The following is a 23,331-nucleotide window of genomic DNA, read 5'->3' on the forward strand; positions in this document are numbered from 1 at the left end:
AACAGGGGAATGACCGACTACACGAAATATCTCACAAGCCGCGTCACCGCCGGCGGGCTCAGCCGCCGCGAATTCATGGGACGCGCCATGGCGGCGGGCATCACGCTTGCCGCTGCCGACAAGCTCTTCACCGAAAGTGCGCAAGCCGCCGAACCGAAACGCGGCGGCCATCTGAAGCTCGGCCTCGAAGGTGGTGCCGCCACCGATTCCAACGATCCGGCAAAATTCCTGTCGCAGGTGATGTTCTGCATCGGCCGCTGCTGGGGGGACATGCTGGTCGAATCCGATCCGCTGACGGGTGCTGCCGTGCCGGCGCTCGCCGAATCCTGGGAGCCGTCAAAGGACGCGGCGACATGGACCTTCAAGATCCGCAAGGGCGTCAAGTTCCACAATGGCAAGGAACTGACGATCGACGACGTTGTTGCGACGCTGAAGCGTCATACCGACGCGAAGTCGGAATCCGGCGCGCTCGGTGTTCTCGGTTCGATCAAGGAGATCAAGGCCGACGGCAGCAATCTCGTCTTGACGCTCAGCGAAGGCAATGCCGACATGCCGCTGCTGCTGTCGGACTACCATCTGGTCATCCAGCCGAACGGCGGCGTTGATGATCCGCTGGCGTCGATCGGCACCGGCCCCTACAAGATGACGAGCTTCGAGCCCGGCGTCCGCGCCACCTTTGAAAGGAACAAGGACGACTGGCGCACCGACCGAGGTTATGTCGATTCGATCGAAATCATCGGCATGAATGATGCGACTGCCCGCATCGCCGCACTTTCGTCCGGCCAGGTGCACTACATCAACCGCGTTGACCCGAAGACCGTCAATCTGCTGAAACGCGCCCCGAACGTCGAGATCCTCTCGACCGCCGGCCGCGGTCACTACGTCTTCATCATGCATTGCGACAAGGCGCCATTCGACAACAACGACCTGCGCCTGGCCCTCAAATACGCCATGGACCGCGAGACCATGGTGCAGAAGATCCTCGGCGGTTACGGCAAGGTCGGCAACGACTTCCCGATCAACAGCACCTATGCGCTGTTCCCCGAAGGCATCGAGCAGCGCGCCTACGATCCCGACAAGGCGGCGTTCCACTATAAGAAGTCGGGCCATAGCGGCTCGGTCCTTCTGCGCACCTCCGAAGTCGCCTTCCCCGGCGCCGTCGACGCGGCCGTCCTCTATCAGGAAAGCTGCAAGAAGGCCGGCATCGAGATCGAGGTCAAGCGCGAACCGGGCGACGGCTACTGGACCAACGTCTGGAATGTCCAGCCCTTCTCGACCTCCTACTGGGGTGGCCGCCCGACGCAGGACCAGATGTATTCCACCGCCTATCTCTCGACGGCGGACTGGAACGACACCCGTTTCAAGCGTCCTGACTTCGACAAGCTGCTGCTACAGGCCCGCTCCGAGCTTGATGAAGCCAAGCGCAAGGACATGTATCGCACCATGGCGATGACGGTCCGCGACGAGGGCGGGGTGATCCTGCCGATGTTCAACGATTTCGTGAACGCCTCCACCAAGCAGGTGAAGGGTTATGTCCACGACATCGGCAACGACATGTCGAACGGCTACGTCGCGACCCGCGTCTGGCTGGACGCCTGATGGCAAGGGGCGCATGCCCCTCCGATCTCTAACGAAGCCGGGACCGTGGGATGAACCCCGCGGTCCTCCCGACGTTTTAGCGCGAGGTCCTCGCCATGACCAATCCTGCCCCAAGCATCTTGCCCGGCCTCCGGTTCCGGCAGCGTTTTCCGCTGCTTGCCCTTATCCTCGAGCGCTTCGTGCTCAGCCTGGTCCTGCTTTTTGCCGTCTCGATCCTGATCTTCGGCGGCCTGGAAGCCCTGCCTGGCGATTTTGCCACCACCTATCTCGGCCAGTCGGCGACCCCGCAGGCCGTCGCCAATATTCGAGAGGATCTCGGGCTGAACCGCCCGATCACGACGCGCTACGTCGAGTGGCTCGGCAACGCCGTCCAGGGTGACTTCGGCACTTCCTGGGCCAGCAAGAATTCGGTGAGCGAACAGATCGGCAAGCGCCTCGGCAACTCGCTGTTCCTGGCGGGTTTCGCAGCGGGGATATCCGTGCCGCTCGCCGTCGGCCTCGGCATGCTGTCGGTGCATTTCCGCAACCGCCTGCCGGACAAGATCATCAACGTGATCTCGCTTGCGGCGATCTCACTGCCGGAATTCTTTATCGGCTACCTGCTGATCCTGTTCTTCGCGGTGAAGCTCGGCATGGCGACCTTTCCAGCGACCGTCTATGACAGCATGGGTTTCGTCGAGCGGCTGAAGGCGATCGCGCTGCCGACGGCGACCCTCGTGCTCGTTGTGCTCGCGCACATGATGCGCATGACGCGGGCGGCAATCCTCTCCGTCATGTCCTCCGCTTACATGGAGACGGCGGAGCTGAAGGGCCTCAGCGCCTTCCGCGCGATCGTCAAGCATGCCGCCCCCAATGCGCTCGCGCCGATCATCAATGTCATCGCGCTGAACCTTGCCTATCTCGTGGTCGGCGTCGTCGTTGTCGAAGTGGTCTTCGTCTATCCCGGCATGGGGCAATATATGGTCGATGCGGTCACCGTGCGCGACATGCCCGTCGTGCAGGCCTGCGGCCTGATCTTCGCGGCTGTCTACATCTTCCTCAATATGACGGCCGATATCCTCGCGATTATTGCCAATCCCAGGCTGAGGCATCCGCGATGAGATTGAGAGACATCCCCATCACCGCCTGGATCGGCATGGCCGGTATCGCCATCGCCTTCATCTTCGCAATCTTCGCCCCCTGGCTCGCCCCCTATGGCGAGACGCAGGTCGTCGGCGACGTCTGGCAGCTGCCCGATAGTCAATATATCTTCGGTCTCGACAATCTTGGTCGCGATATTTTCTCGCGCCTGATCTACGGCGCGCGCACGACGCTGACGGTCGCATCCGCCGCCACCATCATCTCCTTCTCGCTCGGCATTATCCTGAGCTTCACCGCCGCCGTCTCGCGCGGCCTCATCGATACCGTCCTGTCACGATTCAATGATCTGATGATGTCGATCCCGACGCTGATCTTCGCGCTCGTCGTTCTTGCGGTGCTGCCGCAAAACATCGTCGTGCTGATCCTTGTCATGGCGATCCTCGACTCTACTCGCGTCTATCGTCTCGGCCGTGCGGTGGCGCTTGATGTCGCCGTGATGGAATTCGTCGAGGCGGCGACGTTGCGCGGCGAAGGCAAGCTCTGGATCATCTTCCGCGAGATCCTGCCGAACACGCTGTCGCCACTGCTGGCAGAGTTCGGGCTGCGCTTCGCCTTCTCGATCCTGTTCCTCTCGACGCTCTCCTTCCTCGGCCTCGGCATTCAGCCGCCGGCGGCCGATTGGGGTGGCATGGTCAAGGACAACAAGGACGGCATCATCTTCGGCATTTCGGCAGCGCTGGTGCCCGGCACGGCGATTGCCGTGCTGGCTGTCTGCGTCAACCTCGTCGTCGATTGGCTCCTGAAACGCACATCCAGCCTCAAGGGAGGGCGCGGCGATGCCTGAGCTTCTTTCCGTTCGCAATCTGAAGATCGAAGCAACCAGCTATCCGCCGGGCGAACCGCCCAAGCGGGTCACGATCGTCGACGGCGTTTCCTTCGACCTGCAGAAGGGTAAGGTCCTCGGCCTCATCGGCGAATCGGGCGCCGGCAAGTCGACAATCGGCCTTTCCGCACTTGCCTATGGCCGGGGCGGCGCCGAAATCACCGGCGGTGAGGTGCGGCTCGACGGCGCCGATATCCTGGCGCTCGGCAAGAACGGCATCCGTAAAATTCGCGGCGCACGGGTTTGCTATGTCGCGCAATCGGCCGCCGCCGCCTTCAATCCGGCGCATCGGCTCGGCGATCAGGTGATCGAAGCGTCGGTCAAACATGGACTGATGAGCAAGGACAAGGCGCGTGAGCGAGCGCTTTATCTGTTCGGGGTTCTCGGCCTGCCCAATCCCGAAACCTTCGGCGAGCGCTTTCCCCACCAGGTCTCCGGCGGCCAGCTGCAGCGGGCGATGACGGCGATGGCGCTCTGCTCCAACCCCGATCTCATCGTTTTCGACGAGCCCACCACGGCGCTTGACGTCACCACGCAGATCGACGTGCTGGCGGCGATCAAGCATGCTATCGAGGAAACGCATACGGCCGCCCTTTACATCACCCATGACCTTGCCGTCGTCGCCCAGATCTCGGACGACATCATGGTCCTGCGTTATGGCAAGCAGGTCGAATATGGCAGCGTTCAGCAGATCATCGAGGCGCCGCGGGAGGACTATACGCGCGCCCTCGTCAATGTCAGGCAGGCCTATCGCGAGGAAGCCGCCGACCAGTCTGCAGCACTTCTCAAGGTCGACAATGTCAGTGCCGAATATTCCAACGGCTTCAAGGTGCTGCACGATGTCACGTTGCATGTGCCGAGGGGGCAGACGCTTGCGGTCGTCGGTGAATCCGGTTCGGGCAAATCGACGCTGGCGCGCGTCATTACCGGCCTGCTGCCGCCGAGCAGCGGGCGCATCGTCTTTAATGGCAAGCCACTGATGCCGGGTCTGAAGAGCCGGCCGAACGACGATCTGAGGCGCATCCAGCTGATCTACCAGATGGCCGATACTGCGATGAACCCGCGCCAGACGGTCCGCGACATCATCGGCCGCCCGCTGACCTTCTATTATGGCCTCAAAGGTGCCGAGAAGACCGCCCGGGTGAAGGAGTTGCTCGACCAGATCGAAATGGGCAAGGGCTTCGTCGATCGCTACCCGGCCGAACTATCCGGCGGCCAGAAGCAGCGTGTGGCGATCGCAAGGGCGCTTGCCGCCAAGCCCGAACTCATCCTCTGCGACGAGCCGACCTCGGCGCTCGATCCGCTGGTGGCGGAGGGGATCCTCAAGCTGCTTCTCCGCTTGCAGGAAGAAGAACAGCTCTCCTACGTCTTCATCACCCACGACATCGCGATCGTCCGGGCGATTGCCGACAGCGTGGCGGTGATGCATCGCGGCAAGCTGGTGCGGTTCGGTCCAAAATCGAAGGCGCTGTCGCCGCCCTTTGATGACTACACCGATCTGCTGTTGAAATCCGTGCCGGAAATGGAAATCGGCTGGCTGGAACGGGTGCTTGCCACGCGCCGCATGGAGAGCGCCGGTAACTGACTTGACGAGGGCCGAACCCTCGTCTCATGAAATGTGCAGCAGGAATCAGCATGACCTCGCGCGGCTTCACCACCATCGAGAATGAATGGATTACGCTGAAGGATGGGACGCGGCTTGCCGCGCGCATTTGGATGCCGAATGACACGGAAAAAGATCCCGTTCCCGCCGTCTTCGAATTCCTGCCCTATCGCAAGCGGGATGGAACCAGCCTCAGGGATGAGTCGACCTACCCGGTCTTCGCGGCCGCAGGCATTGCCGGCGTGCGTATCGATATCAGAGGTTCGGGCGAATCCGACGGCGTCATCGACGGCGAATATACCGAATGCGAGCTTGCCAATGCCTGCGAGCTGATCGCCTGGATTGCCGCGCAGCCATGGTCGAACGGCTCGGTCGGCATGATGGGCATCTCCTGGGGCGGCTTCAACAGCCTGCAGGTCGCAGCATTGCGCCCGCCGGCGCTGAAGGCTGTCATCTCGATCGCCTCGACCGTCGACCGCTACAATGACGACATCCACTACAAGAACGGCTGCCATCTCTCCGCCCAGCTCTCATGGGCGGCAACGATGCTCGGCTACCAGTCGCGCCCGCCTGATCCCGCGCTCGTCGGGGAGCGCTGGAAGCAGATGTGGCTGGAACGCCTGGCAGGTGAACCCTTCTTCATGGAGGAGTGGCTGGCCCATCAGCGGCGCGATGATTTCTGGCGTCATGGCTCGATCTCGGAGGATTTTTCGAGCGTGGAAATCCCGACGCTTGTCATCGCCGGCTGGGCTGACGGCTACCGCAATACGCCGCTAATGGCGGTCGAAGGCCTGGGCGACAAGGCGAAGGCGCTGATCGGCCCCTGGGTTCACAAATATCCGCATTTCGCCTGGCCGAAACCGCGCACCGATTTTCATGGCGAGGCAATTGCCTGGTGGAACAGATGGCTGCGGGGCGAGGACAATGGGATCGACAGGCTGCCGCAGGCCCGCGCCTATATTCTCGACGCCGTCCGCCCTGCCCCGCGACGCGACAGCGATCCGGGCTTCTGGGTCGCCAAGGACGTCTGGTCGACGCCGCAGATGCAGTGCTTCTACGTCGAGCAATTCGGCAAGCTGACGGAAGGCATGCCGATCCCGCACGCGCCCGAACATCCCGTCTATGTGAGATCTCCGCTCGATACCGGGACGGCATCCGGCGAGTATTTTACGCTGAAGCCCGACGCCGAAATGGCGATCGATCAGCGCTCGGACGATGCCGGCTCGCTGGTCTTCGATACGATGCCGCTTGCTGGCGATTACGACTATCTCGGCCGGCCCGTGCTGACGCTTGCGCTGCGCTCTCGGGCGGCGGGCGGAAATCTCTGCGCCCGGCTCATCGATATCCATCCGGATGGCACGGCAACACGTGTCGCCTTCGGCGTCGTCAATCTTACCCACCGCGACGGCAATGCCGATCCCAAGCCGCTGATGTCAGGCAAGACGGTGCCGGTCCGGCTCGTGCTCGATGCCTGCGGTTACCGCTTCCGCAAGGGGCATCGCATCCGCCTTTCGTTGTCCACCGCCTATTGGCCGATGATCCTACCGCCGCCTGATGACGACGGCATCGACATCGATATCGCGGCACTCGGCCTGGGGCTGCCGATGCTCGGCGAGCACCAGCGGATCGAAATCAGGGAACCGGCCAATCCCGATCCGCTGCCGAAATACATCGAGCATGCGGCCGCCGTAACGAAGCGGCAGGTCGTCCGCGATCTCTCGGCTGCCCGGACGGAGTATCACATCCACGAGGATACCGGGCTGACCGAACACCCTGAGACAGGTCTCTCGACCCGGCAATTGCGGAAGGAGGTCTGGTTGATCTCGCCCGATAATCCGCTGTCGATGAAGGGCACGTCGACTTGGACCTGCGATATGCGCCGCCCCGGCTGGTCCGTGCGGACGGTGGCGACCGCGCGGATTGCCTGCACCCGGACCGACTGGATCATCAGCGCTGTCGTCACCGCCTTCGAGGACGATGTTCAGGTCTTCGAAAAGGTCTTTGCGGAAAAGCGGATCGCGCGCGACCTGATGTGATCGGTAGCTAAGCCGCTGCGAAACGCCTTATGGCCTCGCAGACGGCGTGGAAGCCGTCGCGGGCACCATCGCTCATGTGCCGGGCGCGGAGCCACGCATGCACCATCTGCGGTTCCTCCCGGAACCAGACTTCGACGCCCTCCGCGGTGAGCCGGGCGGCATAGTGCCGGCCGTCGTCCCGGAGCGGATCGAAATGCGCAACCGTGATGAAGGTCGGCGGCAGCCCGGCAAGCGAAGCTGCCTGCAGCGGTTCGGCGATCTTATTGCCTGCCGGTGCTTGCAGGATCTCGCGGTAATAAGCGACATCCGCCGTTGTCAGACCCGGCGCCGCGGCCATTTCGACATAGGAGCCGGCAGTAAGATCCCCGCCGAGCGCCGGGTAGATCAGGACTTGTCCGACGACGCCGGACAGGTCCTCGTCGCGCGCGCGCAACGCAAGGCCCGCCGCCAGATTGCCGCCAGCACTGTCGCCGATCAGCACGACCTTGCTATTGGCGGAAAGCAGATGCTTCAACACGGCAAAGCCGTCATCCGTCTGCGCCGGCCAGCGATATTCAGGGGCCAGCCGATAATCGACCGAAACGAGTTCCGCACCGGCAAAATCGGCAATCTCGGCGCAGATGGCGTGATGGCTCTCGAGCGAACCGACAACGAAGCCGCCGCCATGAAGATAGAGTAGAACGGACCTCGTGCTGATTTTCCGCGGACGGTAGCGCCGGATCGGTATGCGCTGGAGCATGCCGTCCGCAAAGATCATCTCCGGGGGCAGCGGGCGGTCAAAGCGCGCGCAAAGAGCGTCGTACCAATCTCGCTGCTGCTCGATCGACGCTTCAACGGCGTCCGCTGGGTAGAAGGCATCGCAAATCGCCAGAAACTGCAGGATGCCCTTCTCGGTAGGAACAGACGGTTGAGCGGACATGGAGGTCCTTTCGCGATTTGGGACGATGTAGATCACGTCCCCGGCCGACTCTGTCCTCATCATGCGCCTTTGTGACGGGGACGATCTGTCTGGCCGCGACCCAAAAATGTCGTGACACTCAAAATTTCCGATAATTTTTCGCCATCGACCCAAGGAAAGCCATCCGAGAAACGTCTCAATCTCGAAATAGCGTCTTGCTTGGTAGCATGGGGTAGGTGCGGAATTTGGACGCGGAGCTCATAGAACGAGCGCAGGGCGGCGACCGGGAGGCCTTTGGGCAACTGGTCTCGCGCCATTATGAATTCGTCCATGCGACGGCATGGCGTTGGTCGGGCAGTTCCACTGATGCCGACGACATCGCCCAGGAGGTCTGCGTCAAGCTCGGTGCGGCGATCCGCAGCTTTCGCGGCGCCAGCCGCTTCAGGACGTGGCTCTATACTCTGACGCTCAACGCCGCCCGCGACCATAGACGCAAACTTGCACGAGAGGAGCAGACATTCCGCGCCTACGCCGCCGAGCCGCAGCCCGATGCGCCTGATGGAAATGACGACGAGTTATCGAGCGAATTATGGGCCGCCGTGCGCGCCTTGCCGGAAAGGCAGTGCGACGCCGTGCTGCTCGTTTACGGCGAAGGTCTCAGCCATTCGGCTGCTGCCGATGTCATGGGCTGCTCGGAGGCGACCGTTTCCTGGCAGGTCCATGAGGCGCGTAAGAGGCTGAAGGCCGTGCTCGGGAAGGAAGAGGTATGACCGTGGACAAGGAACTCGAAAAGCTCTCCCGCGTGACGCCGCTGGCAGCGACCCCGGAGGCGCGCACGCGTGCGCTTGCTGCGGCGATGCAGGCCTTCGACACCGCGGAAAACAATGTAGCGGTGCCCCAAGGAAATGCGAAAGGCTGGCGTCAAAGCTCCATCATCAACTGGATATGGAGCCCTGCCATGAACAAGAAATTCCTCGCCGGTTCAGCCCTTGCGACGCTGCTGGTCATTCCCGCCGCCGGTTATCTCGCGATCGAGCTGACCCGCAACGGATTGCCGATCGTCGATCAGACAGAGATCGCCGGCAACCTTTCGAAAAGTGACGCGTCGAAGCAACCGGCTGCAACCACCGGTCAGAAGCCGGTCACGGTCGCGCCACAAGCACCGGCCGGGAACAACAGCCCGGCTGAGCAATCTGTCGCTGTCGCGCAAGCCCCGCGGGACAAGGAGGCATCGGCACTCGCGAAACCCGATTCGTCGCAGACATCCGAATTCGCTGCCAACGACGTCGCCACCCTCACGAACAAGCCGGAGGGTTCTGCAACGGCACTCGGGGCGGCCAAGCGCTCGGCGCCGGCCGCTCCCGGCATCGTTCCCCAGCAGCAGTTGGCCGAACCGATGGCCGCCATTGCCCCCTCGCCTGCGCCGCCTGCGGAGGGGCGCGTCCAGATTCAGCTCGATCCCAATCGTGAGCGGTTTGCCAATGCGGCCGCCAATCCGATCAAGAGCGTTGCGACGGATCCGGTTTCCACCTTCTCTGCCGATGTCGACAGCGCGTCCTATTCCTTCGTCCGCCGGTCGTTGACCGGCGGGGCGATGCCCGGTCCGCAATCGGTCCGCGTCGAGGAGATGATCAACTATTTCCCCTATGACTGGCCGGGCCCTGACAATGCCGACCAGCCTTTCAAGGCGACCGCGACTGTCATGCCGACCCCGTGGAACCACGACACGGAATTGATGCATGTGGCGATCAAGGGTTATGACATCGCGTCGGCGACCACGCCGCATGCCAATCTGGTTTTCCTGATCGACGTGTCGGGCTCGATGGACGAGCCGGACAAGCTGCCGCTTCTCAAAAGCGCCTTCAGGCTGCTGATCAACAGGCTGAAACCCGACGATACCGTCTCGATCGTCACTTATGCCGGCAATGCCGGCACGGTTCTGGCGCCGACACGTGTGGCGGAGAAATCGAAGATCCTGTCGGCAATCGACGGACTGGAGCCCGGAGGCTCGACCGGCGGCGCCGAAGGCATCGAGGCAGCCTATGACCTTGCCAAGCAGGGCTTCGTCAAGGACGGCGTCAACCGGGTGATGCTGGCGACGGACGGCGACTTCAATGTCGGCCCGTCGAGCGACGAGGACTTGAAGCGCATCATCGAAGAGAGGCGCAAGGACGGCATCTTCCTCACCGTCCTCGGCTTCGGGCGGGGCAATCTCAACGATTCCCTGATGCAGACGCTGGCCCAGAACGGCAATGGCAGTGCTGCCTATATCGACACCTTGGCGGAGGCACAGAAGACGCTGGTCGAAGAGGCCGGATCGACGCTGTTTCCGATCGCGAGCGACGTCAAGTTCCAGGTCGAATTCAACCCGGAACGGATCGCCGAATACCGGCTGATCGGTTACGAGACGCGGGCGTTGAACCGCGAGGATTTCAACAATGACCGCGTCGATGCCGGCGATATCGGTTCCGGCCACAGCGTCACCGCGATTTACGAGATTACGCCGAAGGGAAGCCCGGCGGTGATGAATGACGATCTGCGCTATGGTGCCGCCGATAAGGCGCCGGCCGCGACCGCCGAGAGCGCCCATCACGGCGAACTTGCCTACATCAAGATGCGCTACAAGCGGCCGGGTCAGGACAAGAGCGCCCTCATCACCACGGCTGTCGACGACAACAACGCGGTCGTCGCCGTCGATGCCGCGCCGCAGGATGTCCGTTTCTCGGTGGCCGTCGCAGCCTTCGGCCAGAAACTGAGCCATGTCGCGGCCGTCGACACCTATTCCTATCAGGCGATCGCCGATCTCGCGGCGGCATCGCGGGGGACTGACACCTTCGGCTACAGGTCGGATTTCCTCGGTCTCATCAGGCTGGCGGACGGCCTCAGTCAACGATGAGGCAAGAGGCACAAAACCGCACCAAACGAGAGGCCGTCCCAAAAGGGCGGCCTCTGCTGAGTGATCATCCCGGTCTCGATCCGTTGGCGGTGAGATAAACAGCGTAGAGAGACGTGCTTGCAGTGATGAAGAGACGGTTCAGTTTCTCGCCGCCGAAAGTGACGTTGGAGACGCCCTCGGGAATTTGGATCTTGCCGATCAAAGTGCCATCCGGATCATAGGCATGCACACCGTCGCCGGCGCTCGTCCATATCCGGCCTTTCCGGTCGACGCGAAAACCATCGAACAGGCCTGAGGTACATTCTGCGAAAACGCCGAGATCGCTCAACCTTCCCTCATTCGAGACCGCGAGCTTTCTGATGTGGCGCGGACCGCCGGGCAGATGCGTTGCCCCGGTGTCGACGACGTAGAGCAGCATCTCATCCGGGGAGAAAGCCAGTCCATTCGGCTTGACGAAATCGGAGGTCACCTGATCGGTCGTACCTGTTGCCGGATCATGCCGGTAGACGTGGCATCCGCCGATTTCCGCCTCGCCGTAGTCGCCCTCGTAGTCGTGGAGGATGCCGTAGCTTGGGTCGGTGAACCAGATGGTCCCATCGGACTTGACGGTGACGTCGTTTGGAGAATTGAGCCGTTTACCTGCAATTTGATCGGCCAGAACGGTGATCTTGCCGTTGAAGTCCGTGCGCGTGACACGGCGCGTCAGATGTTCGCAGGTGATCAGCCGGCCCTGATCGTCGACCGTGTTGCCATTCGAATTGTTGCTGGGCGAGCGGAAGACCGATGTATGCCCGCTGGTATCGTCGTAGCGCATCATGCGGTTGTTGGGGATATCCGAAAAAACCAGATAGCGCCCGGCGGCAAACCAGGCCGGTCCCTCCAGCCAGCGGCCGCCCGTCCAAAGCCGTTCGATCCGGGCGTGACCGACGAAGCAGTTTTCAAAACGCGGGTCGAGGACCTCGAACCCCGTACCGTCAATTTGCCCGAACATGATGCTCCTCCGTTTCCTTCAAATTGTTATCGATATCATTTTGTCGCGTTTTGAGGGCTTCGTACAGATGGCGATTTGCCGACCCTTGCGAAAATACCCCAGGAATCTTGGTTCTTGGACTTTGGAATGGTGCATTGGTGCAATAATAACGATTGTACGATGATAGCGATAACTTTATCGTGTCTTGAATTGCCCAACTCGGAAGCTTTGTGAAAGCGGAGACCAGTGAAAAACGAGGATGAGCCGAAAGACAAGCGTCTCAAGCCGGGAGACGCGCAAAAGCTGACGATGGCGGAGGTCGCCAAATATGTCGGCGTCTCTGCCATGACCGTTTCACGTGCCTTTCGCCAGGATGCGAGCGTTTCCGAGGAAACCCGGAAGCGCATCATGGAAGCCGTCGACGCCCTCGGCTATGTGCTCGATCTGTCTGCCGGCAGCCTTTCGTCAAGGCGGAGCGGCTTCATCGCCGCCCTGGTGCCCTCGATCAATAATTCGAATTTCTCCGACACCGCACGCGGCATGACCGATGCGCTGCAGAATACCGGCCTTCAACTCCTTCTCGGCTATACCGACTATTCGGCGGAGAAAGAGGAAGAGCTGATCGAGGCGATGCTGCGCCGCCGCCCCGAAGGCATCATCCTGACGGGTGGTTCGCACACGGCGCGCGCGCGGCGGATGCTCGTAAAAGCCGGCATTCCCGTTGTCGAGACCTGGGAACTTCCGGAAGATCCGATCAATCAGGTCGTCGGCTTTTCCAACAGTGAGGCGATGTCCCTGCTGGTGCGGACACTTGCCGGTCAAGGGTATCGGAAATTCGGTTATATCGGTGGAACGACGGCGCGCGATACGCGCGGCAGCCAGCGACGAAGCGGTTTCCAGAAGACTGTCGAAGAATTGGGCCTCGGACCGGGACGGATGATTTCCTTCGGCGTGCCGCCCATCACCATGGAACAGGGTGGCCAGGCAATCGTCAGCCTGCTGGAGCGCTGGCCGGACACGGAAGTGGTTCTCTGCGTTTCCGACCTTTCCGCTTTCGGCGCCATCATGGAATGCACGCGCCGGGGAATGAAGGTTCCGCGGGACATCGCCGTTGCCGGTTTCGGCGATTACGAGATCTCGTCCATCTGTCATCCGCGCATTACCACCATCAATGTGGATTGTTATGGCATCGGTCGCCAGGCCGCCGCCCGCCTGCTGGATACCCTCCATACAGGCGAGGCGACCGGCGATGAGATCACATTGACGGGCTACAAGGTCGTCTTGCGCGAAAGCACGGACCGCAACGGCGCGCCAACCGCTTGAGATTACAGCGCCGCGCGTCTTTTCAGATGCGCGGCGCTGTAGCACTTTGAATGGCTGCAGGGATGATGCACTCGGTCAGAAGGCGATCTGCACTTTCATGGACTTGCTGCGGTCGCCTGCCAATTCGAAGGCGGCAACGGCTTCTTCGATCCCGAAAACACCTGTCAGCAGCGGCTTCAGATCGACGCGACGCGCGTTGATCAGTTCGACGGCGAGCGCAAATTCTTCGTGAAAACGGAATGTCCCGCGCATCTCGATTTCCTTCGCCACGATCATGTTCTGCGGAATGGAAACATCGCCGCCAAGGCCGAGCTGCACGAGAATGGCGCGGGGCTTAAGCGTCTCCAGGCCCGCCCGCACCGCCCGCTCATTGCCTGACGCCTCGAACATGACATCGAAGTATCCCTTGTCAGCGCTGTAAGCCGCAAGGTCGGCAGCATGGGTGGCAACGTTGATCGTTCGATCGGCGCCGCTGGTGCGGGCAATGGCCAGGACGCTGTCGGTCACGTCGGTCGCGACGATTTCGCGGGCGCCGAGAACGCGCGCCGCGACGATCGCCAACATCCCAATGGGGCCGCAACCGGTGACCAGCACCCGTTTGCCGAGCAGCGAGCCGGCGCGGTTTGCGGCATGCAGCGTCACCGCAAAGGGTTCGGCAAAGGCGGCCTCGTGAATGGAAATGCCGTCTGCGACCTTATGGCATTGCCAACGCTCCGCCACCAGCCGCTGGCGAAAGCCACCCTGAATATGCGGCATCGGCATGGCGCTGCCGTAAAACCGCATGTTGAGGCAGTGGTTTTGCTGTCCTTTCAGGCAATATTGGCAATGGTTGCACGGCCGGCTCGGGGAAACAGCAACACGGTCTCCGACGGCAAGATCGGCGACGCCGGAACCCAGCGCCTTGACCGTGCCGGCGATCTCATGGCCGAGGATCATCGGTTCGCGCAGGCGAACGGTGCCGAAACCGCCGTGATTGTAATAATGCAGGTCCGAACCGCAGATGCCGCCGGCTTCGATGGCAATCTCCACCTGCCCGGCGCCCGCAACCTCCGGCTCGCGATCTTCGATCCTCAGATCCTTGGCGGCATGAATGACGATGGCTTTCATATCGGGACCCTCACACGACGGGAGTTGGAAGCGGGCGACCTGCAAAATGCGCAGCGAGATTGTCTCTGACCAATTGGCCCATGGCCTTTCGGGTCTCGACAGTGCCAGAGCCGTGATGGGGCTGCAACACGACGTTTTGCAACGTCAGGAAACGGGCATCGATCTTGGGTTCGTTCAGGAAGACATCAAGGCCGGCCGCCTGGATGGTGCGGTCTCGAAGGGCTGCGATCAGCGCTTCTTCGTCGACGGTGGTCCCGCGGGAGACGTTGATCAAGATGCCATTCGGGCCGAGCGCCTTAAGCACCTCAGCATTGATGATCTTCATGGTCGCCTCCCCGCCGGGGACGATGACGATCAGAAAGTCGGCCCAATCCGCAAGCGCGATCAGGTCGGGCTCGTAGGTGTAGGCAACATCCGTGTGGTCATTGCGAGCGAAATAGGAGATGTCGCAGCCGAACGCGGCAGCCCTCTTGGCGATTGCCTTGCCGATCCGGCCCATGCCGACGATCCCCACCTTCTTGCCCGAGACGCGCGTCACAAGCGGCATGGCGACACTGCCCCACTGGCCGGAGCGCACAAGAACATCGGCCTGCGGGATCTGCCTTGCCGTGGCAAGCAGCAGTCCGATGGCGATATCGGCGACATCTTCGGTGAGCACATCGGGGGTATTCGTGACGCGAACGCCGTTGGCGCGGGCATAGGACAAGTCGATTGCGTCGGTGCCGACGCCGTAACAGGAGACGATTTCCAGTTTCGGCAATTGCGCCATCAGCTCTGCGGACGCTCCGAGTTCGCCACGGGTCGCTATGGCGCGGATATCCTTGCCGACCCTGGAGATCAGCTCCTGCCGGTCGGTCGCTTCCCATAGGCGATGGATTCGGTAGGTCGCCTCCAGATCCACCATGTCCCATTCCGGATAGGCTCCGGCCATCAAGATTTCTACCTCAGGCATTCCGTTTCCATCCCGCATTTTGACAGTTGATTATGTTATCGATAACATATAATTCGGAAAAGGGATGTCAAGTGAGTTTCACCGTCAGCGGCAGCGCAAGCCGTTGCCCGCGGAGAGACCGGAGGAGTGATTTGCATGAAGAACTTGTTTGATCTTACCGGACGGCGCGCCCTGATCACCGGCTCGAGCCAGGGGATCGGCTATGCCCTGGCCGAAGGCCTGGCGCAGCATGGCGCCGAGGTGATCATCAATGGCCGCACGCCCGAAAGCGTCAAACGCGCGGTCGAGAGCCTCAAGGATCAAGGCCTGTCTGCCCATGCGGCGATCTTCGACGTGACCAGCAAAGATGCCGCTAAAGAAGGCATCGACGCGATCGAAGCTGATATCGGACCGCTCGACATCCTGATCAACAATGCCGGCATGCAGTTTCGCACGCCGCTGGAAGATTTTCCGGCGGACAAATGGGAGCTGCTGCTGACCACCAATATTTCGAGCGTGTTCTACGTCGGCCAGGCAGCGGCCAAACCCATGATCGCCCGCGGACAGGGCAAGATCATCAACATCGCCTCCGTGCAAAGCGAGCTCGCCCGTCCCGGCATTGCTCCCTACACGGCGACCAAGGGCGCGGTGCGCAATCTGACCCGCGGCATGTGCGCCGACTGGGCCAAGTACGGCCTGCAGATCAACGCGATTGCGCCGGGCTATTTCAAGACGCCGCTCAACCAGGCGCTTGTCGACAATCCCGAGTTCTCGTCCTGGCTCGAGAAGCGGACGCCGGCCGGACGCTGGGGCAATGTCGAGGAATTGGTGGGCGCCGCCGTTTTCCTGTCGGGCCGCGGCTCGTCGTTTATCAACGGGCACACGCTTTATGTCGATGGCGGCATCACGACCAGCCTCTGATAGAGACGAGACCATGGGCTTCGAGCAAAAGACATCGCCTCTGGCCATTGTCGTCATGGGCGTCAGCGGCTGCGGCAAATCCTCGGTTGGAGAGCATATCGCCGCTCGAAACGGCATGCTGTTTCTGGAGGGCGACCAACTCCACCCCGCAGGAAATGTCGAGAAGATGGCACAGGGCATACCGCTTACTGACGACGACCGCCTGCCCTGGCTCGACCGGATTGGTCAGGAAATAAGGGCCGCGCAAGAAACGTCGCAAGGATTGGTGATTTCCTGTTCGGCGCTGAAGAGAAGCTATCGCGACAGGCTAAGACAGGCAGCGGGCGGGCGCCTGGCCTTTGTTTTCCTCGAAGCATCCCGCGACCTGTTGCTGTCGCGGATGCAGGCTCGCCAGGGCCATTTCATGCCGGCGTCGCTGCTCGACAGCCAGCTGCAAACACTGGAGCCGCCGACCGGTGAAGCTGGTGTGGTGACGGTGGCGATCGATAATGCGTTGGATGATATTGTGGCGCTGGCTTGCCAGGAACTGAGCGGCATGGCCGTCAAGGGAGGAGATTAACATGCAGGATGACTACAGAGCAGATGTCGCCGTCATCGGTGCCGGCATCATGGGAACGGCGATCGTCACGCGATTGATCGAAACCGGGCATAAGGTATCGGTCTTCGACCTGGATACCGAAAAAGTTGCGGCTTTGGAGGCCAAGGGCGCGCGCGCGGCCGGCTCCGTGGAGGAAGCGGTCTCACGGTCGGCGTTTTGTGTGCTGAGCCTCAATCACGCAAATATCGTCCGCGCTGTCGTCTTCGGCGACAAAGGTGTTGCCGCGGCTGCAAATGCCGACAAGGTGCTGATCGACATGTCGTCGATCGACCCGGCCGACACGGCCGACATGGCGATACGGCTGCGTCGGGAAACCGGCATGGCATGGGTGGATTGCCCGCTCTCCGGTGGCGTGCCAGGTGCGCTCAGCGGACGCCTGACGATCATGGCGGGCGGCAGCGCTGGGGATTTCGAACGGGCGCGCGTGGTGATGCGGCATCTTGCCGCCAATTACACGCTGATGGGTGCATCCGGCGCGGGGCAGACGACGAAGCTGATCAATCAGCTGTTTTGCGCCGTGCTGTTTCAGGCCGTCGCGGAGGCGGTCAAGCTCGCCGAAGCCGGCGGCGTCGATCCGGCCGCCATTCCGGCTGCCCTTGCCGGCGGCAGGGCTGATAACCGGATAATGCAGGAATTCATGGCAAAATTCGCTACCCGGGATTTCTCGCCGACAGGCAGAATCGACAACATGTTGAAGGACCTGGATTCGCTTCAGGCCTTCGCGCTGAAGACTAAGACGCCATTGCCGATGACCGGCTCCGTGGTCGAGATTCACCGCCTGCTCTGCGCCGCCGGCCTCGGGCCGAAGGACTCTGCCGAGATGATGCGTCTTCTCGACGGATTTCAGGCCGGCTGACATTAATCTCGCCGAGAAATTCGAGATCGTCATCTTTCCACTTGACCATCCACAAATGTTATCGATAACATACGATCAATAACAACCGCAGCTTTGGGAGGAGCCACAGTGGAAGCCAAGAGACTGCTGGAGTTCCAGTCGATCACCAAGAGCTTCGGCGGCACGCAGGCGCTGCGGGACGTCTCGATCGATCTGCGCGAGGGGGAAATTCTGGCGCTGCTGGGGGAAAACGGCGCCGGCAAATCGACGCTCATCAAGACGCTTGCGGGCATCTACAAGCCCGATACCGGCGACATCCTGTTTCGCGGCCAGAGCTACCATCATCGTCCCCCGAAGCCGAACGAGCGGCAGCCGGTTGCCTTCATCCACCAGGATCTCGGTTTGATCGAGTGGATGACGGTCGGCGAGAACATGGGCCTGTCGCAGGGCTTCTCGATGCGTCGCGGCCTCATCGATTGGAACAGGACGCAGGCGCGCGCCAACGAAGCCTTGAAACTGGTCGGTTGCGACTTTGACCCCACGACGCGGGTGTCGGCATTGTCGCGCACCGAAAAGTCGCTTGTCGCCATCGCCCGTGCACTTGCCGTCGAAGCCGACGTGCTGGTGCTCGACGAGCCGACGGCGAGCCTTCCCGCCGATGAAGTCGATCGGCTGTTCAATGCAATCCGTCCGTTGAAGGATCGCGGCGTCGGGATGATCTACGTCTCCCACAGGCTGGACGAGATTTTCCGGATTGCTGATCGGGTCGCCGTTCTGCGCGACGGATGCATGGTGGGACAGAAACCCGTCAGCGAGACCACCCCCGATGAGCTGGTGACGATGATTATCGGTCGCAGCGGCGACAGCCTCTTTTCCAAGACGGCGATTACGCCCGGCAAGGCGATCGTCAAGGTTCGTGATCTCGTTTGCGCCGGCACGAGCCCGATATCGTTCCATATCCGCGAGGGCGAGCTTCTGGGCCTGGCTGGATTGCGCGGCGCCGGTCAGGAACGGATCGGCCGCGCGCTGTTCGGTTGCGAGCCCTTCCACGGCTCGGTTCTGCTGCATGACGAGGCCCCCGACCTTTCCAGCCCGCGGCGGGCCATGGCGTCGGGCATCGGATTGATCGCCCGTGACCGGACGGAGGAATCCGTGGCGCTGTCGCTGTCCATTCGGGAAAATACCTACCTCAATCCGGGAGCCGTCGGACGTGGGCTTTTGTCCTTCCTGTCGCCGCGCGGCGAAGCCGATCTTGCCCATAAGATCGGTCATTCCGTCGGCCTGCGGCCAAACGACCCGGATCTGCCGGTGGAGGCCTTGTCGGGCGGCAATCAGCAGAAAGTCGTCGTCGGCCGCTGGCTGGCGACCGGCCGCAAGCTGCTGGTCGCAGAAGATCCGACCGCCGGCGTCGATATCGGAGCGCGTGCGGAGATCTACCGTCTGATCACCCAGGCGCTCGAGGCCGGTCTCGCGGTTGTGGTGGTGTCGACGGACTTCGAGGAAATCGCCCATATCTGCCACCGCGCGCTGGTTTTCTCGCGCGGCAAAATCGTCAGCGAACTGACTGGAAGCGCTCTGACGACGGAGGCGGTCATCACGGCCGCATCCGCATCGGAAGCCGCTTGAGCCATCGGGAGAACAGCCATGCAATCCATTGAATCCACGGCGCTGGAGCCGACCAAGAGCGAAATGGCCGGTCTGTCCACGGGACAGAAAATCGGACGCCTGATCCCGGTCTACGGGTTGGTGATCCTGACCGTCGGTCTGATCGTGATCTTCTCGATCCTTCTGCCCGATACTTTCCCGACCCTGTTGAATGTCCGCTCGATCGTGTCCGACAAGGCCATCATCGCGCTTCTGTCGCTGGCTGCGATGATCCCGATGGCATCGGGCCGCATCGATCTGACCGTCGGCTATGGAATCGTACTTTGGCACATTCTCGCCATCAGCCTGCAGACGGCCTACGGCCTGCCCTGGCCGGTTGCGGTCGTCATCGTGCTCGCGCTCGGTGTTCTGACGGGCTTCATCAACGGCCTGCTGGTCGAGGTCGCGAAAATCGACAGTTTCATTGCGACGCTCGGCACCGGAACGGTCCTCTATGCGCTTGCGCTCTGGCACACCGGCGGGCGACAGGTGGTCGGCGTCCTGCCGGAGGGATTCTATGCGCTGAACGGCACCATGCTGTTCGGCCTTCCGATCACCGGCTTCTACGTGCTGCTGATCGCGATCTGCATGTGGATCGTGCTCGAATACCTGCCGATCGGCCGTTACCTCTACGCCATCGGCGCCAATCCGAAGGCGGCAGCCCTCAATGGCATTCCAGTCCGCAAATTCGTGATCGGCGCATTCGTCACCTCGGGGCTGCTCGCGGCTCTGACCGGGGTCCTGCTCGCCTCGAAGCTGCGCATCGGCCAGGCGAGCGTCGGCCTCGAATATCTCCTGCCGGCGCTTGTCGGCGCGTTCCTCGGATCGACGACGATCAAGCCGGGACGGGTGAACGTCTGGGGCACCTTGATCGGCGTCATCATCCTGGCGGTCGGAATATCAGGAATTCAGCAATTCGGCGGGTCGTTCTTCGTCGAACCGCTGTTCAACGGCGTGACCCTGCTGATTGCCATCGGCATAGCAGGTTACGCCCAGCGCAAGCGCGGAGCTGTGAGGAGGATCACACCCGCATCCAAATGAGGATGCCGGCTCATCCCGGCATTTCATAACAAACAAAATGGAGGAGTGAACATGAAGCGCAGAACATTATTGCAGGCAACGGTCGCAACCGTCGCCGTTATGCTGAGCATGCCGGCATTGGCCGATTCAATGGCTGACGCCAAGGCCGTGGTCGAAAAATATGCTTCGAAGGTGAGCGCCTGGGATGGCCCGACGAGCGGCCCCAAGGGCGCTGCCGGAAAGAACATCGTCATTCTGGCCGCCGATATGAAGAACGGCGGCATCCTCGGCGTGGTCAATGGCGTTCAGGAGGCTGCAGGCGCGCTCGGCTGGACGGTGAAGGCGCTTGACGGCGCCGGTTCGATCGGCGGGCGCACCGCGGCGTTCGGCCAGGCCATGGCGCTGAAGCCAGATGGCATCATCATCAACGGCTTTGACGCGGTCGAGCAGAAGCCCGCGATGGAAGCAGCCAAGGCTGCCGGCATTCCGATGGTTTCCTGGCACGCTGCCTCGGCGGTCGGTCCGGTTCCCGACGTCGGTGTCTTCGCAAACGTGACCACCGATGCGATGGAAGTGTCGAAGTCGGCGGCGGACTGGGCCTTTGCCGATGCCGGCGGCAAGCCGGGCGTCATCATCTTTACCGATTCCACCTATGCGATCGCGATTGCCAAGGCCGATCGCATGAAGAAGGAGATCGAGGATCTCGGTGGCACCGTGCTCGAATATGTCGACACGCCGATCGCCGAAACCTCTCAGCGCATGCCGCAGCTGACCACATCGCTTCTGCAGAAGTATGGCGCGAAGTGGACGCATTCGCTGGCGATCAACGACCTCTATTACGACTTCATGGGACCTTCGCTCGCCTCGGCCGGCATTGCCGGCGACGGAAAACCGGTGAACGTCGCAGCCGGCGACGGTTCGGAGAGCGCCTATCAGCGTATCCGCGCCAAGCAATTCCAGGCCGTCACGGTCGCCGAGCCGCTCAACCTCCAGGGCTGGCAGCTCGTCGACGAATTGAACCGCGCCTTTGCGAAAGCTCCATGGTCCGGCTACGTGTCGCCGCTCCATGTGGTGACCAGTGAGAACGTCGAGTTTGACGGTGGACCGAAGAACAGCTTCGATCCCGACAACGGCTATCGCGATCAATACAAGAAAATCTGGGGCAAATAACCCTTTCCGATCGGGGCGTATCGATCGATACGCCCCGATCTCACGATAACACTCCAACATCGATCCAGCTCCGGCGAGTTTTGGAAAAGAGAACCTATGATCATTCGTTATGCTTTGTTTGAAGGCGAAATCCATCCCGGTAAAGAAGGGGAATTCCGCGAATTCGTGCGGCAGCGGCTCGTCCCTCTCTGGACGAAATTTCCAGGCGCCGAGGAAATCCGGGTGCTGGACGGGATGGAGCGCGACGAAGGCGCCCCGATCTATGCCATGGCGCTCGCCATTCGCTATCCCGACATGGATGCAGTGAACGCGGCACTTCTCTCCGATGTGCGGTCGCAGAGCCGTGAGGTCACCGGCGAACTCCTGCAGCTCTTTACCGGCAAGGTGCATCATCACGTCTTCTCGGCCAACGAATACGCGCCGCATAGCGCCTGACACAAGGCGATCCCGACGTCCGCGACGGCTTGGCGTCTGAAGGGCGGTCACTGCGGTTTGCTGCCAAGCCTTTATCAAGAGCAGGGTTAAACAAGGCCCCGTAAAGCGCCGTGGACGAACGTCCCAGGCGCTTTTTCACGCCTGGATACATCGACTCTCGTGCCGACGCGCCGGATGCGATCGTTCCGGTTGCCCGACTTTTGAGGACATTTTTCCCTCAGCGCCACTTTCATTAAACTAAATAGTCTATCGATTTGGTGGATTATATTCCATCTTACCGTGCATCGCTCCTGCAATCAGCAATCGGAAACGGGAAGATCGACGATGACATTGGCAAAGACATTCAAAATTGCGTTGTTCAGTCTGCTTGGTCTCAGTGCCATTCACGGTCCGGCGGCTGCCCAGGCAGACGCTCCCCTGCTTCCCAAAGTGCCGCCGGGCACGGTGCTGACGATCGGCGATCCGGTCACGCAGAAAGCGCTCGAAGTGTCGGGCCTCGGCAAGGAGCTCAGTTTCGAGGTCAAATGGGCCAATCTCAGCGGCGGGCCGCAGACGTCGGAAGCTTTCCGCGCCCATGCGCTCGATGTCGGATCGGTGGCCGAGATCCCCTCGATCTTCGCCAACTGGAACAATCTGCCCGTCCGCAACATCGCCTATCGCGAACGCCGTGACCCGATCGCCAATCCCATCTACCGCTTCGGCATCGCGCCAGGCGCGGCCGTCAAGACGCTCGCGGATTTCCGCGGCAAGCGCATCGCCTTCAGCCCGGGTCAGGCCCAGGGCACGCTGGTTCTGCGTGCCCTCCATGCCGCAGGCTTGAAGAGCGGCGACGTCACTCTGGTGGAACTGCCGAGCACCAGCGACGTCTACCCGAAGGCATTGGCGAGCAAGCAGGTCGACATCGCACCGCTCGGCGGCGTCTACATCAGGCGCTACATCACCCAATACGGACCTGATGGCGCCACCCTCGTGGAGCATGGCCTGCGCGACGATCCGAGCCATCTCTATGCGCCGCAATGGGTTCTGGACGATCCCGCCAAGGCGGCAGCTCTCGCCGAATATGTCGGTCTGTGGGCACGCGCCACCGAATGGGTGAACCGCAACCCGGGCCTCTGGATCAAGGAATATTACGTTGGCCAGCAGGGCCTCAGCCAGGAGGACGGGGAATATCTCGTCAAGCTGACCGGCGAACAGATCGTTCCCGCCGATTGGAGCGAAGTGAAGAAGCGTCACCAGGAAACCATCGACCTGCTGGCAGACGAGCTCGGCTACAAGCCTTTCGATGTGGAGCAGATTTTCGACAATCGCTTCGAGAAGCTCGGCGCTGCGGCTTTGGCCAAGAGCCAGTAACGCTCGACACCCCTTCGGAGAGGAGATTTGAA

20 protein-coding genes are annotated in these 23,331 nt (G+C 61.6%); 16 read left to right on the top strand and 4 right to left on the bottom strand.

Annotated elements, in window-relative coordinates; all coding sequences use genetic code 11:
- The first annotated feature begins 9 nt into the window (after positions 1 to 9).
- The 5 genes from N2600_RS32495 (at position 10) to N2600_RS32515 (ending at position 7,201) form a co-directional block, all read left to right on the top strand.
- A complete protein-coding gene (locus N2600_RS32495) occupies positions 10 to 1,599 on the top strand; it encodes an ABC transporter substrate-binding protein (protein WP_170260073.1) in 1,590 nt (529 codons plus the stop codon).
- A gap of 95 nt (positions 1,600 to 1,694) precedes the next feature.
- Complete coding sequence (locus N2600_RS32500; RefSeq protein WP_260299813.1) at positions 1,695 to 2,699, top strand: ABC transporter permease; 1,005 nt, start codon at positions 1,695 to 1,697, stop codon at positions 2,697 to 2,699.
- Positions 2,696 to 3,523: an ABC transporter permease gene (locus N2600_RS32505; protein ID WP_170281801.1), complete on the top strand. Its 828-nt coding sequence runs from the start codon at positions 2,696 to 2,698 to the stop codon at positions 3,521 to 3,523. The genes N2600_RS32500 and N2600_RS32505 overlap by 4 nt, the downstream gene beginning before the upstream one ends.
- Positions 3,516 to 5,147 carry an ABC transporter ATP-binding protein gene (locus tag N2600_RS32510; protein WP_260299815.1) on the top strand — a complete coding sequence of 544 codons (1,632 nt, stop codon included), beginning with the start codon at positions 3,516 to 3,518 and terminating at the stop codon, positions 5,145 to 5,147. Before N2600_RS32505 ends, N2600_RS32510 begins: the two co-directional genes overlap by 8 nt.
- 50 nt (positions 5,148 to 5,197) lie before the next feature.
- Complete coding sequence (locus N2600_RS32515; RefSeq protein ID WP_260299817.1) at positions 5,198 to 7,201, top strand: CocE/NonD family hydrolase; 2,004 nt, start codon at positions 5,198 to 5,200, stop codon at positions 7,199 to 7,201.
- A gap of 7 nt (positions 7,202 to 7,208) precedes the next feature.
- Here N2600_RS32515 and N2600_RS32520 read toward each other — a convergent pair whose 3' ends face one another.
- On the bottom strand, positions 7,209 to 8,120 hold the full coding sequence (locus N2600_RS32520) for an alpha/beta hydrolase (protein ID WP_260299708.1): 912 nt from the start codon (positions 8,118 to 8,120) through the stop codon (positions 7,209 to 7,211).
- Between the two features lie 224 nt (positions 8,121 to 8,344).
- Here N2600_RS32520 and N2600_RS32525 point away from each other — a divergent pair, with 224 nt between their 5' ends.
- Together N2600_RS32525 and N2600_RS32530 are read left to right on the top strand one after the other, a co-directional pair.
- Positions 8,345 to 8,869, top strand: a complete 525-nt coding sequence (locus N2600_RS32525) for an RNA polymerase sigma factor (protein WP_026154620.1) — start codon at positions 8,345 to 8,347, stop codon at positions 8,867 to 8,869.
- On the top strand, positions 8,866 to 10,995 hold the full coding sequence (locus tag N2600_RS32530; RefSeq protein ID WP_260299709.1) for a vWA domain-containing protein: 2,130 nt from the start codon (positions 8,866 to 8,868) through the stop codon (positions 10,993 to 10,995). The genes N2600_RS32525 and N2600_RS32530 overlap by 4 nt, the downstream gene beginning before the upstream one ends.
- 64 nt (positions 10,996 to 11,059) lie before the next feature.
- Here N2600_RS32530 and N2600_RS32535 read toward each other — a convergent pair whose 3' ends face one another.
- On the bottom strand, positions 11,060 to 11,986 hold the full coding sequence (locus N2600_RS32535) for an SMP-30/gluconolactonase/LRE family protein (protein ID WP_170281796.1): 927 nt from the start codon (positions 11,984 to 11,986) through the stop codon (positions 11,060 to 11,062).
- A 225-nt stretch (positions 11,987 to 12,211) separates the two neighbouring features.
- On the opposite strand from N2600_RS32535, the gene N2600_RS32540 reads away from it, so the two are divergent.
- Complete coding sequence (locus N2600_RS32540; protein WP_018070702.1) at positions 12,212 to 13,288, top strand: LacI family DNA-binding transcriptional regulator; 1,077 nt, start codon at positions 12,212 to 12,214, stop codon at positions 13,286 to 13,288.
- A 75-nt stretch (positions 13,289 to 13,363) separates the two neighbouring features.
- On the opposite strand, the gene N2600_RS32545 is transcribed toward N2600_RS32540, so the two are convergent.
- Both N2600_RS32545 and N2600_RS32550 read right to left on the bottom strand, forming a co-directional pair.
- Positions 13,364 to 14,395: an L-idonate 5-dehydrogenase gene (locus N2600_RS32545; RefSeq protein ID WP_260299710.1), complete on the bottom strand. Its 1,032-nt coding sequence runs from the start codon at positions 14,393 to 14,395 to the stop codon at positions 13,364 to 13,366.
- A 10-nt stretch (positions 14,396 to 14,405) separates the two neighbouring features.
- Positions 14,406 to 15,347, bottom strand: a complete 942-nt coding sequence (locus tag N2600_RS32550) for a 2-hydroxyacid dehydrogenase (RefSeq protein ID WP_260299711.1) — start codon at positions 15,345 to 15,347, stop codon at positions 14,406 to 14,408.
- 135 nt (positions 15,348 to 15,482) lie between these two features.
- Here N2600_RS32550 and N2600_RS32555 point away from each other — a divergent pair, with 135 nt between their 5' ends.
- From N2600_RS32555 to N2600_RS32590, 8 genes are all read left to right on the top strand, one after another.
- Positions 15,483 to 16,247, top strand: coding sequence for an SDR family oxidoreductase (locus N2600_RS32555; RefSeq protein ID WP_017968674.1), 765 nt, complete (start codon positions 15,483 to 15,485; stop codon positions 16,245 to 16,247).
- A 13-nt stretch (positions 16,248 to 16,260) separates the two neighbouring features.
- Positions 16,261 to 16,806: a gluconokinase gene (locus N2600_RS32560; protein ID WP_260299712.1), complete on the top strand. Its 546-nt coding sequence runs from the start codon at positions 16,261 to 16,263 to the stop codon at positions 16,804 to 16,806.
- Between the two features lies 1 nt (position 16,807).
- Positions 16,808 to 17,701 carry an NAD(P)-dependent oxidoreductase gene (locus N2600_RS32565; RefSeq protein ID WP_222384865.1) on the top strand — a complete coding sequence of 298 codons (894 nt, stop codon included), beginning with the start codon at positions 16,808 to 16,810 and terminating at the stop codon, positions 17,699 to 17,701.
- Positions 17,702 to 17,809: 108 nt separating this feature from the next.
- Positions 17,810 to 19,306, top strand: coding sequence for a sugar ABC transporter ATP-binding protein (locus N2600_RS32570; RefSeq protein WP_170281792.1), 1,497 nt, complete (start codon positions 17,810 to 17,812; stop codon positions 19,304 to 19,306).
- An 18-nt stretch (positions 19,307 to 19,324) separates the two neighbouring features.
- Positions 19,325 to 20,365, top strand: a complete 1,041-nt coding sequence (locus N2600_RS32575) for an ABC transporter permease (RefSeq protein WP_017968678.1) — start codon at positions 19,325 to 19,327, stop codon at positions 20,363 to 20,365.
- Between the two features lie 51 nt (positions 20,366 to 20,416).
- Positions 20,417 to 21,514 (top strand): ABC transporter substrate-binding protein, encoded by a 1,098-nt coding sequence (locus N2600_RS32580; protein ID WP_222280596.1) that lies wholly within the window; start codon positions 20,417 to 20,419, stop codon positions 21,512 to 21,514.
- Positions 21,515 to 21,610: 96 nt separating this feature from the next.
- Positions 21,611 to 21,949, top strand: a complete 339-nt coding sequence (locus N2600_RS32585) for a hypothetical protein (RefSeq protein ID WP_222280595.1) — start codon at positions 21,611 to 21,613, stop codon at positions 21,947 to 21,949.
- A 324-nt stretch (positions 21,950 to 22,273) separates the two neighbouring features.
- On the top strand, positions 22,274 to 23,299 hold the full coding sequence (locus N2600_RS32590; RefSeq protein ID WP_260299713.1) for an ABC transporter substrate-binding protein: 1,026 nt from the start codon (positions 22,274 to 22,276) through the stop codon (positions 23,297 to 23,299).
- The last annotated feature ends 32 nt before the right edge of the window (positions 23,300 to 23,331 follow it).

The sequence above is a fragment of the Rhizobium sp. WSM1274 genome (assembly GCF_025200775.1).
In the GTDB taxonomy this organism is placed as follows: Bacteria; Pseudomonadota; Alphaproteobacteria; order Rhizobiales; family Rhizobiaceae; genus Rhizobium; species Rhizobium leguminosarum_I.

What these genes read in the sequence shown, in the direction of transcription:
- N2600_RS32580 (WP_222280596.1), top strand. Translation starts at nt 20,417, where the DNA reads ATGAAGCGCAGAACATTATTGCAGGCAACGGTCGCAACCGTCGCCGTT.
- N2600_RS32545 (WP_260299710.1), bottom strand. Translation starts at nt 14,395, where the DNA reads ATGAAAGCCATCGTCATTCATGCCGCCAAGGATCTGAGGATCGAAGAT.
- N2600_RS32500 (WP_260299813.1), top strand. Translation starts at nt 1,695, where the DNA reads ATGACCAATCCTGCCCCAAGCATCTTGCCCGGCCTCCGGTTCCGGCAG.
- N2600_RS32575 (WP_017968678.1), top strand. Translation starts at nt 19,325, where the DNA reads ATGCAATCCATTGAATCCACGGCGCTGGAGCCGACCAAGAGCGAAATG.
- N2600_RS32535 (WP_170281796.1), bottom strand. Translation starts at nt 11,986, where the DNA reads ATGTTCGGGCAAATTGACGGTACGGGGTTCGAGGTCCTCGACCCGCGT.
- N2600_RS32510 (WP_260299815.1), top strand. Translation starts at nt 3,516, where the DNA reads ATGCCTGAGCTTCTTTCCGTTCGCAATCTGAAGATCGAAGCAACCAGC.
- N2600_RS32565 (WP_222384865.1), top strand. Translation starts at nt 16,808, where the DNA reads ATGCAGGATGACTACAGAGCAGATGTCGCCGTCATCGGTGCCGGCATC.
- N2600_RS32550 (WP_260299711.1), bottom strand. Translation starts at nt 15,347, where the DNA reads ATGCCTGAGGTAGAAATCTTGATGGCCGGAGCCTATCCGGAATGGGAC.
- N2600_RS32555 (WP_017968674.1), top strand. Translation starts at nt 15,483, where the DNA reads ATGAAGAACTTGTTTGATCTTACCGGACGGCGCGCCCTGATCACCGGC.
- N2600_RS32585 (WP_222280595.1), top strand. Translation starts at nt 21,611, where the DNA reads ATGATCATTCGTTATGCTTTGTTTGAAGGCGAAATCCATCCCGGTAAA.
- N2600_RS32515 (WP_260299817.1), top strand. Translation starts at nt 5,198, where the DNA reads ATGACCTCGCGCGGCTTCACCACCATCGAGAATGAATGGATTACGCTG.
- N2600_RS32590 (WP_260299713.1), top strand. Translation starts at nt 22,274, where the DNA reads ATGACATTGGCAAAGACATTCAAAATTGCGTTGTTCAGTCTGCTTGGT.
- N2600_RS32520 (WP_260299708.1), bottom strand. Translation starts at nt 8,120, where the DNA reads ATGTCCGCTCAACCGTCTGTTCCTACCGAGAAGGGCATCCTGCAGTTT.
- N2600_RS32560 (WP_260299712.1), top strand. Translation starts at nt 16,261, where the DNA reads ATGGGCTTCGAGCAAAAGACATCGCCTCTGGCCATTGTCGTCATGGGC.
- N2600_RS32505 (WP_170281801.1), top strand. Translation starts at nt 2,696, where the DNA reads ATGAGATTGAGAGACATCCCCATCACCGCCTGGATCGGCATGGCCGGT.
- N2600_RS32530 (WP_260299709.1), top strand. Translation starts at nt 8,866, where the DNA reads ATGACCGTGGACAAGGAACTCGAAAAGCTCTCCCGCGTGACGCCGCTG.
- N2600_RS32495 (WP_170260073.1), top strand. Translation starts at nt 10, where the DNA reads ATGACCGACTACACGAAATATCTCACAAGCCGCGTCACCGCCGGCGGG.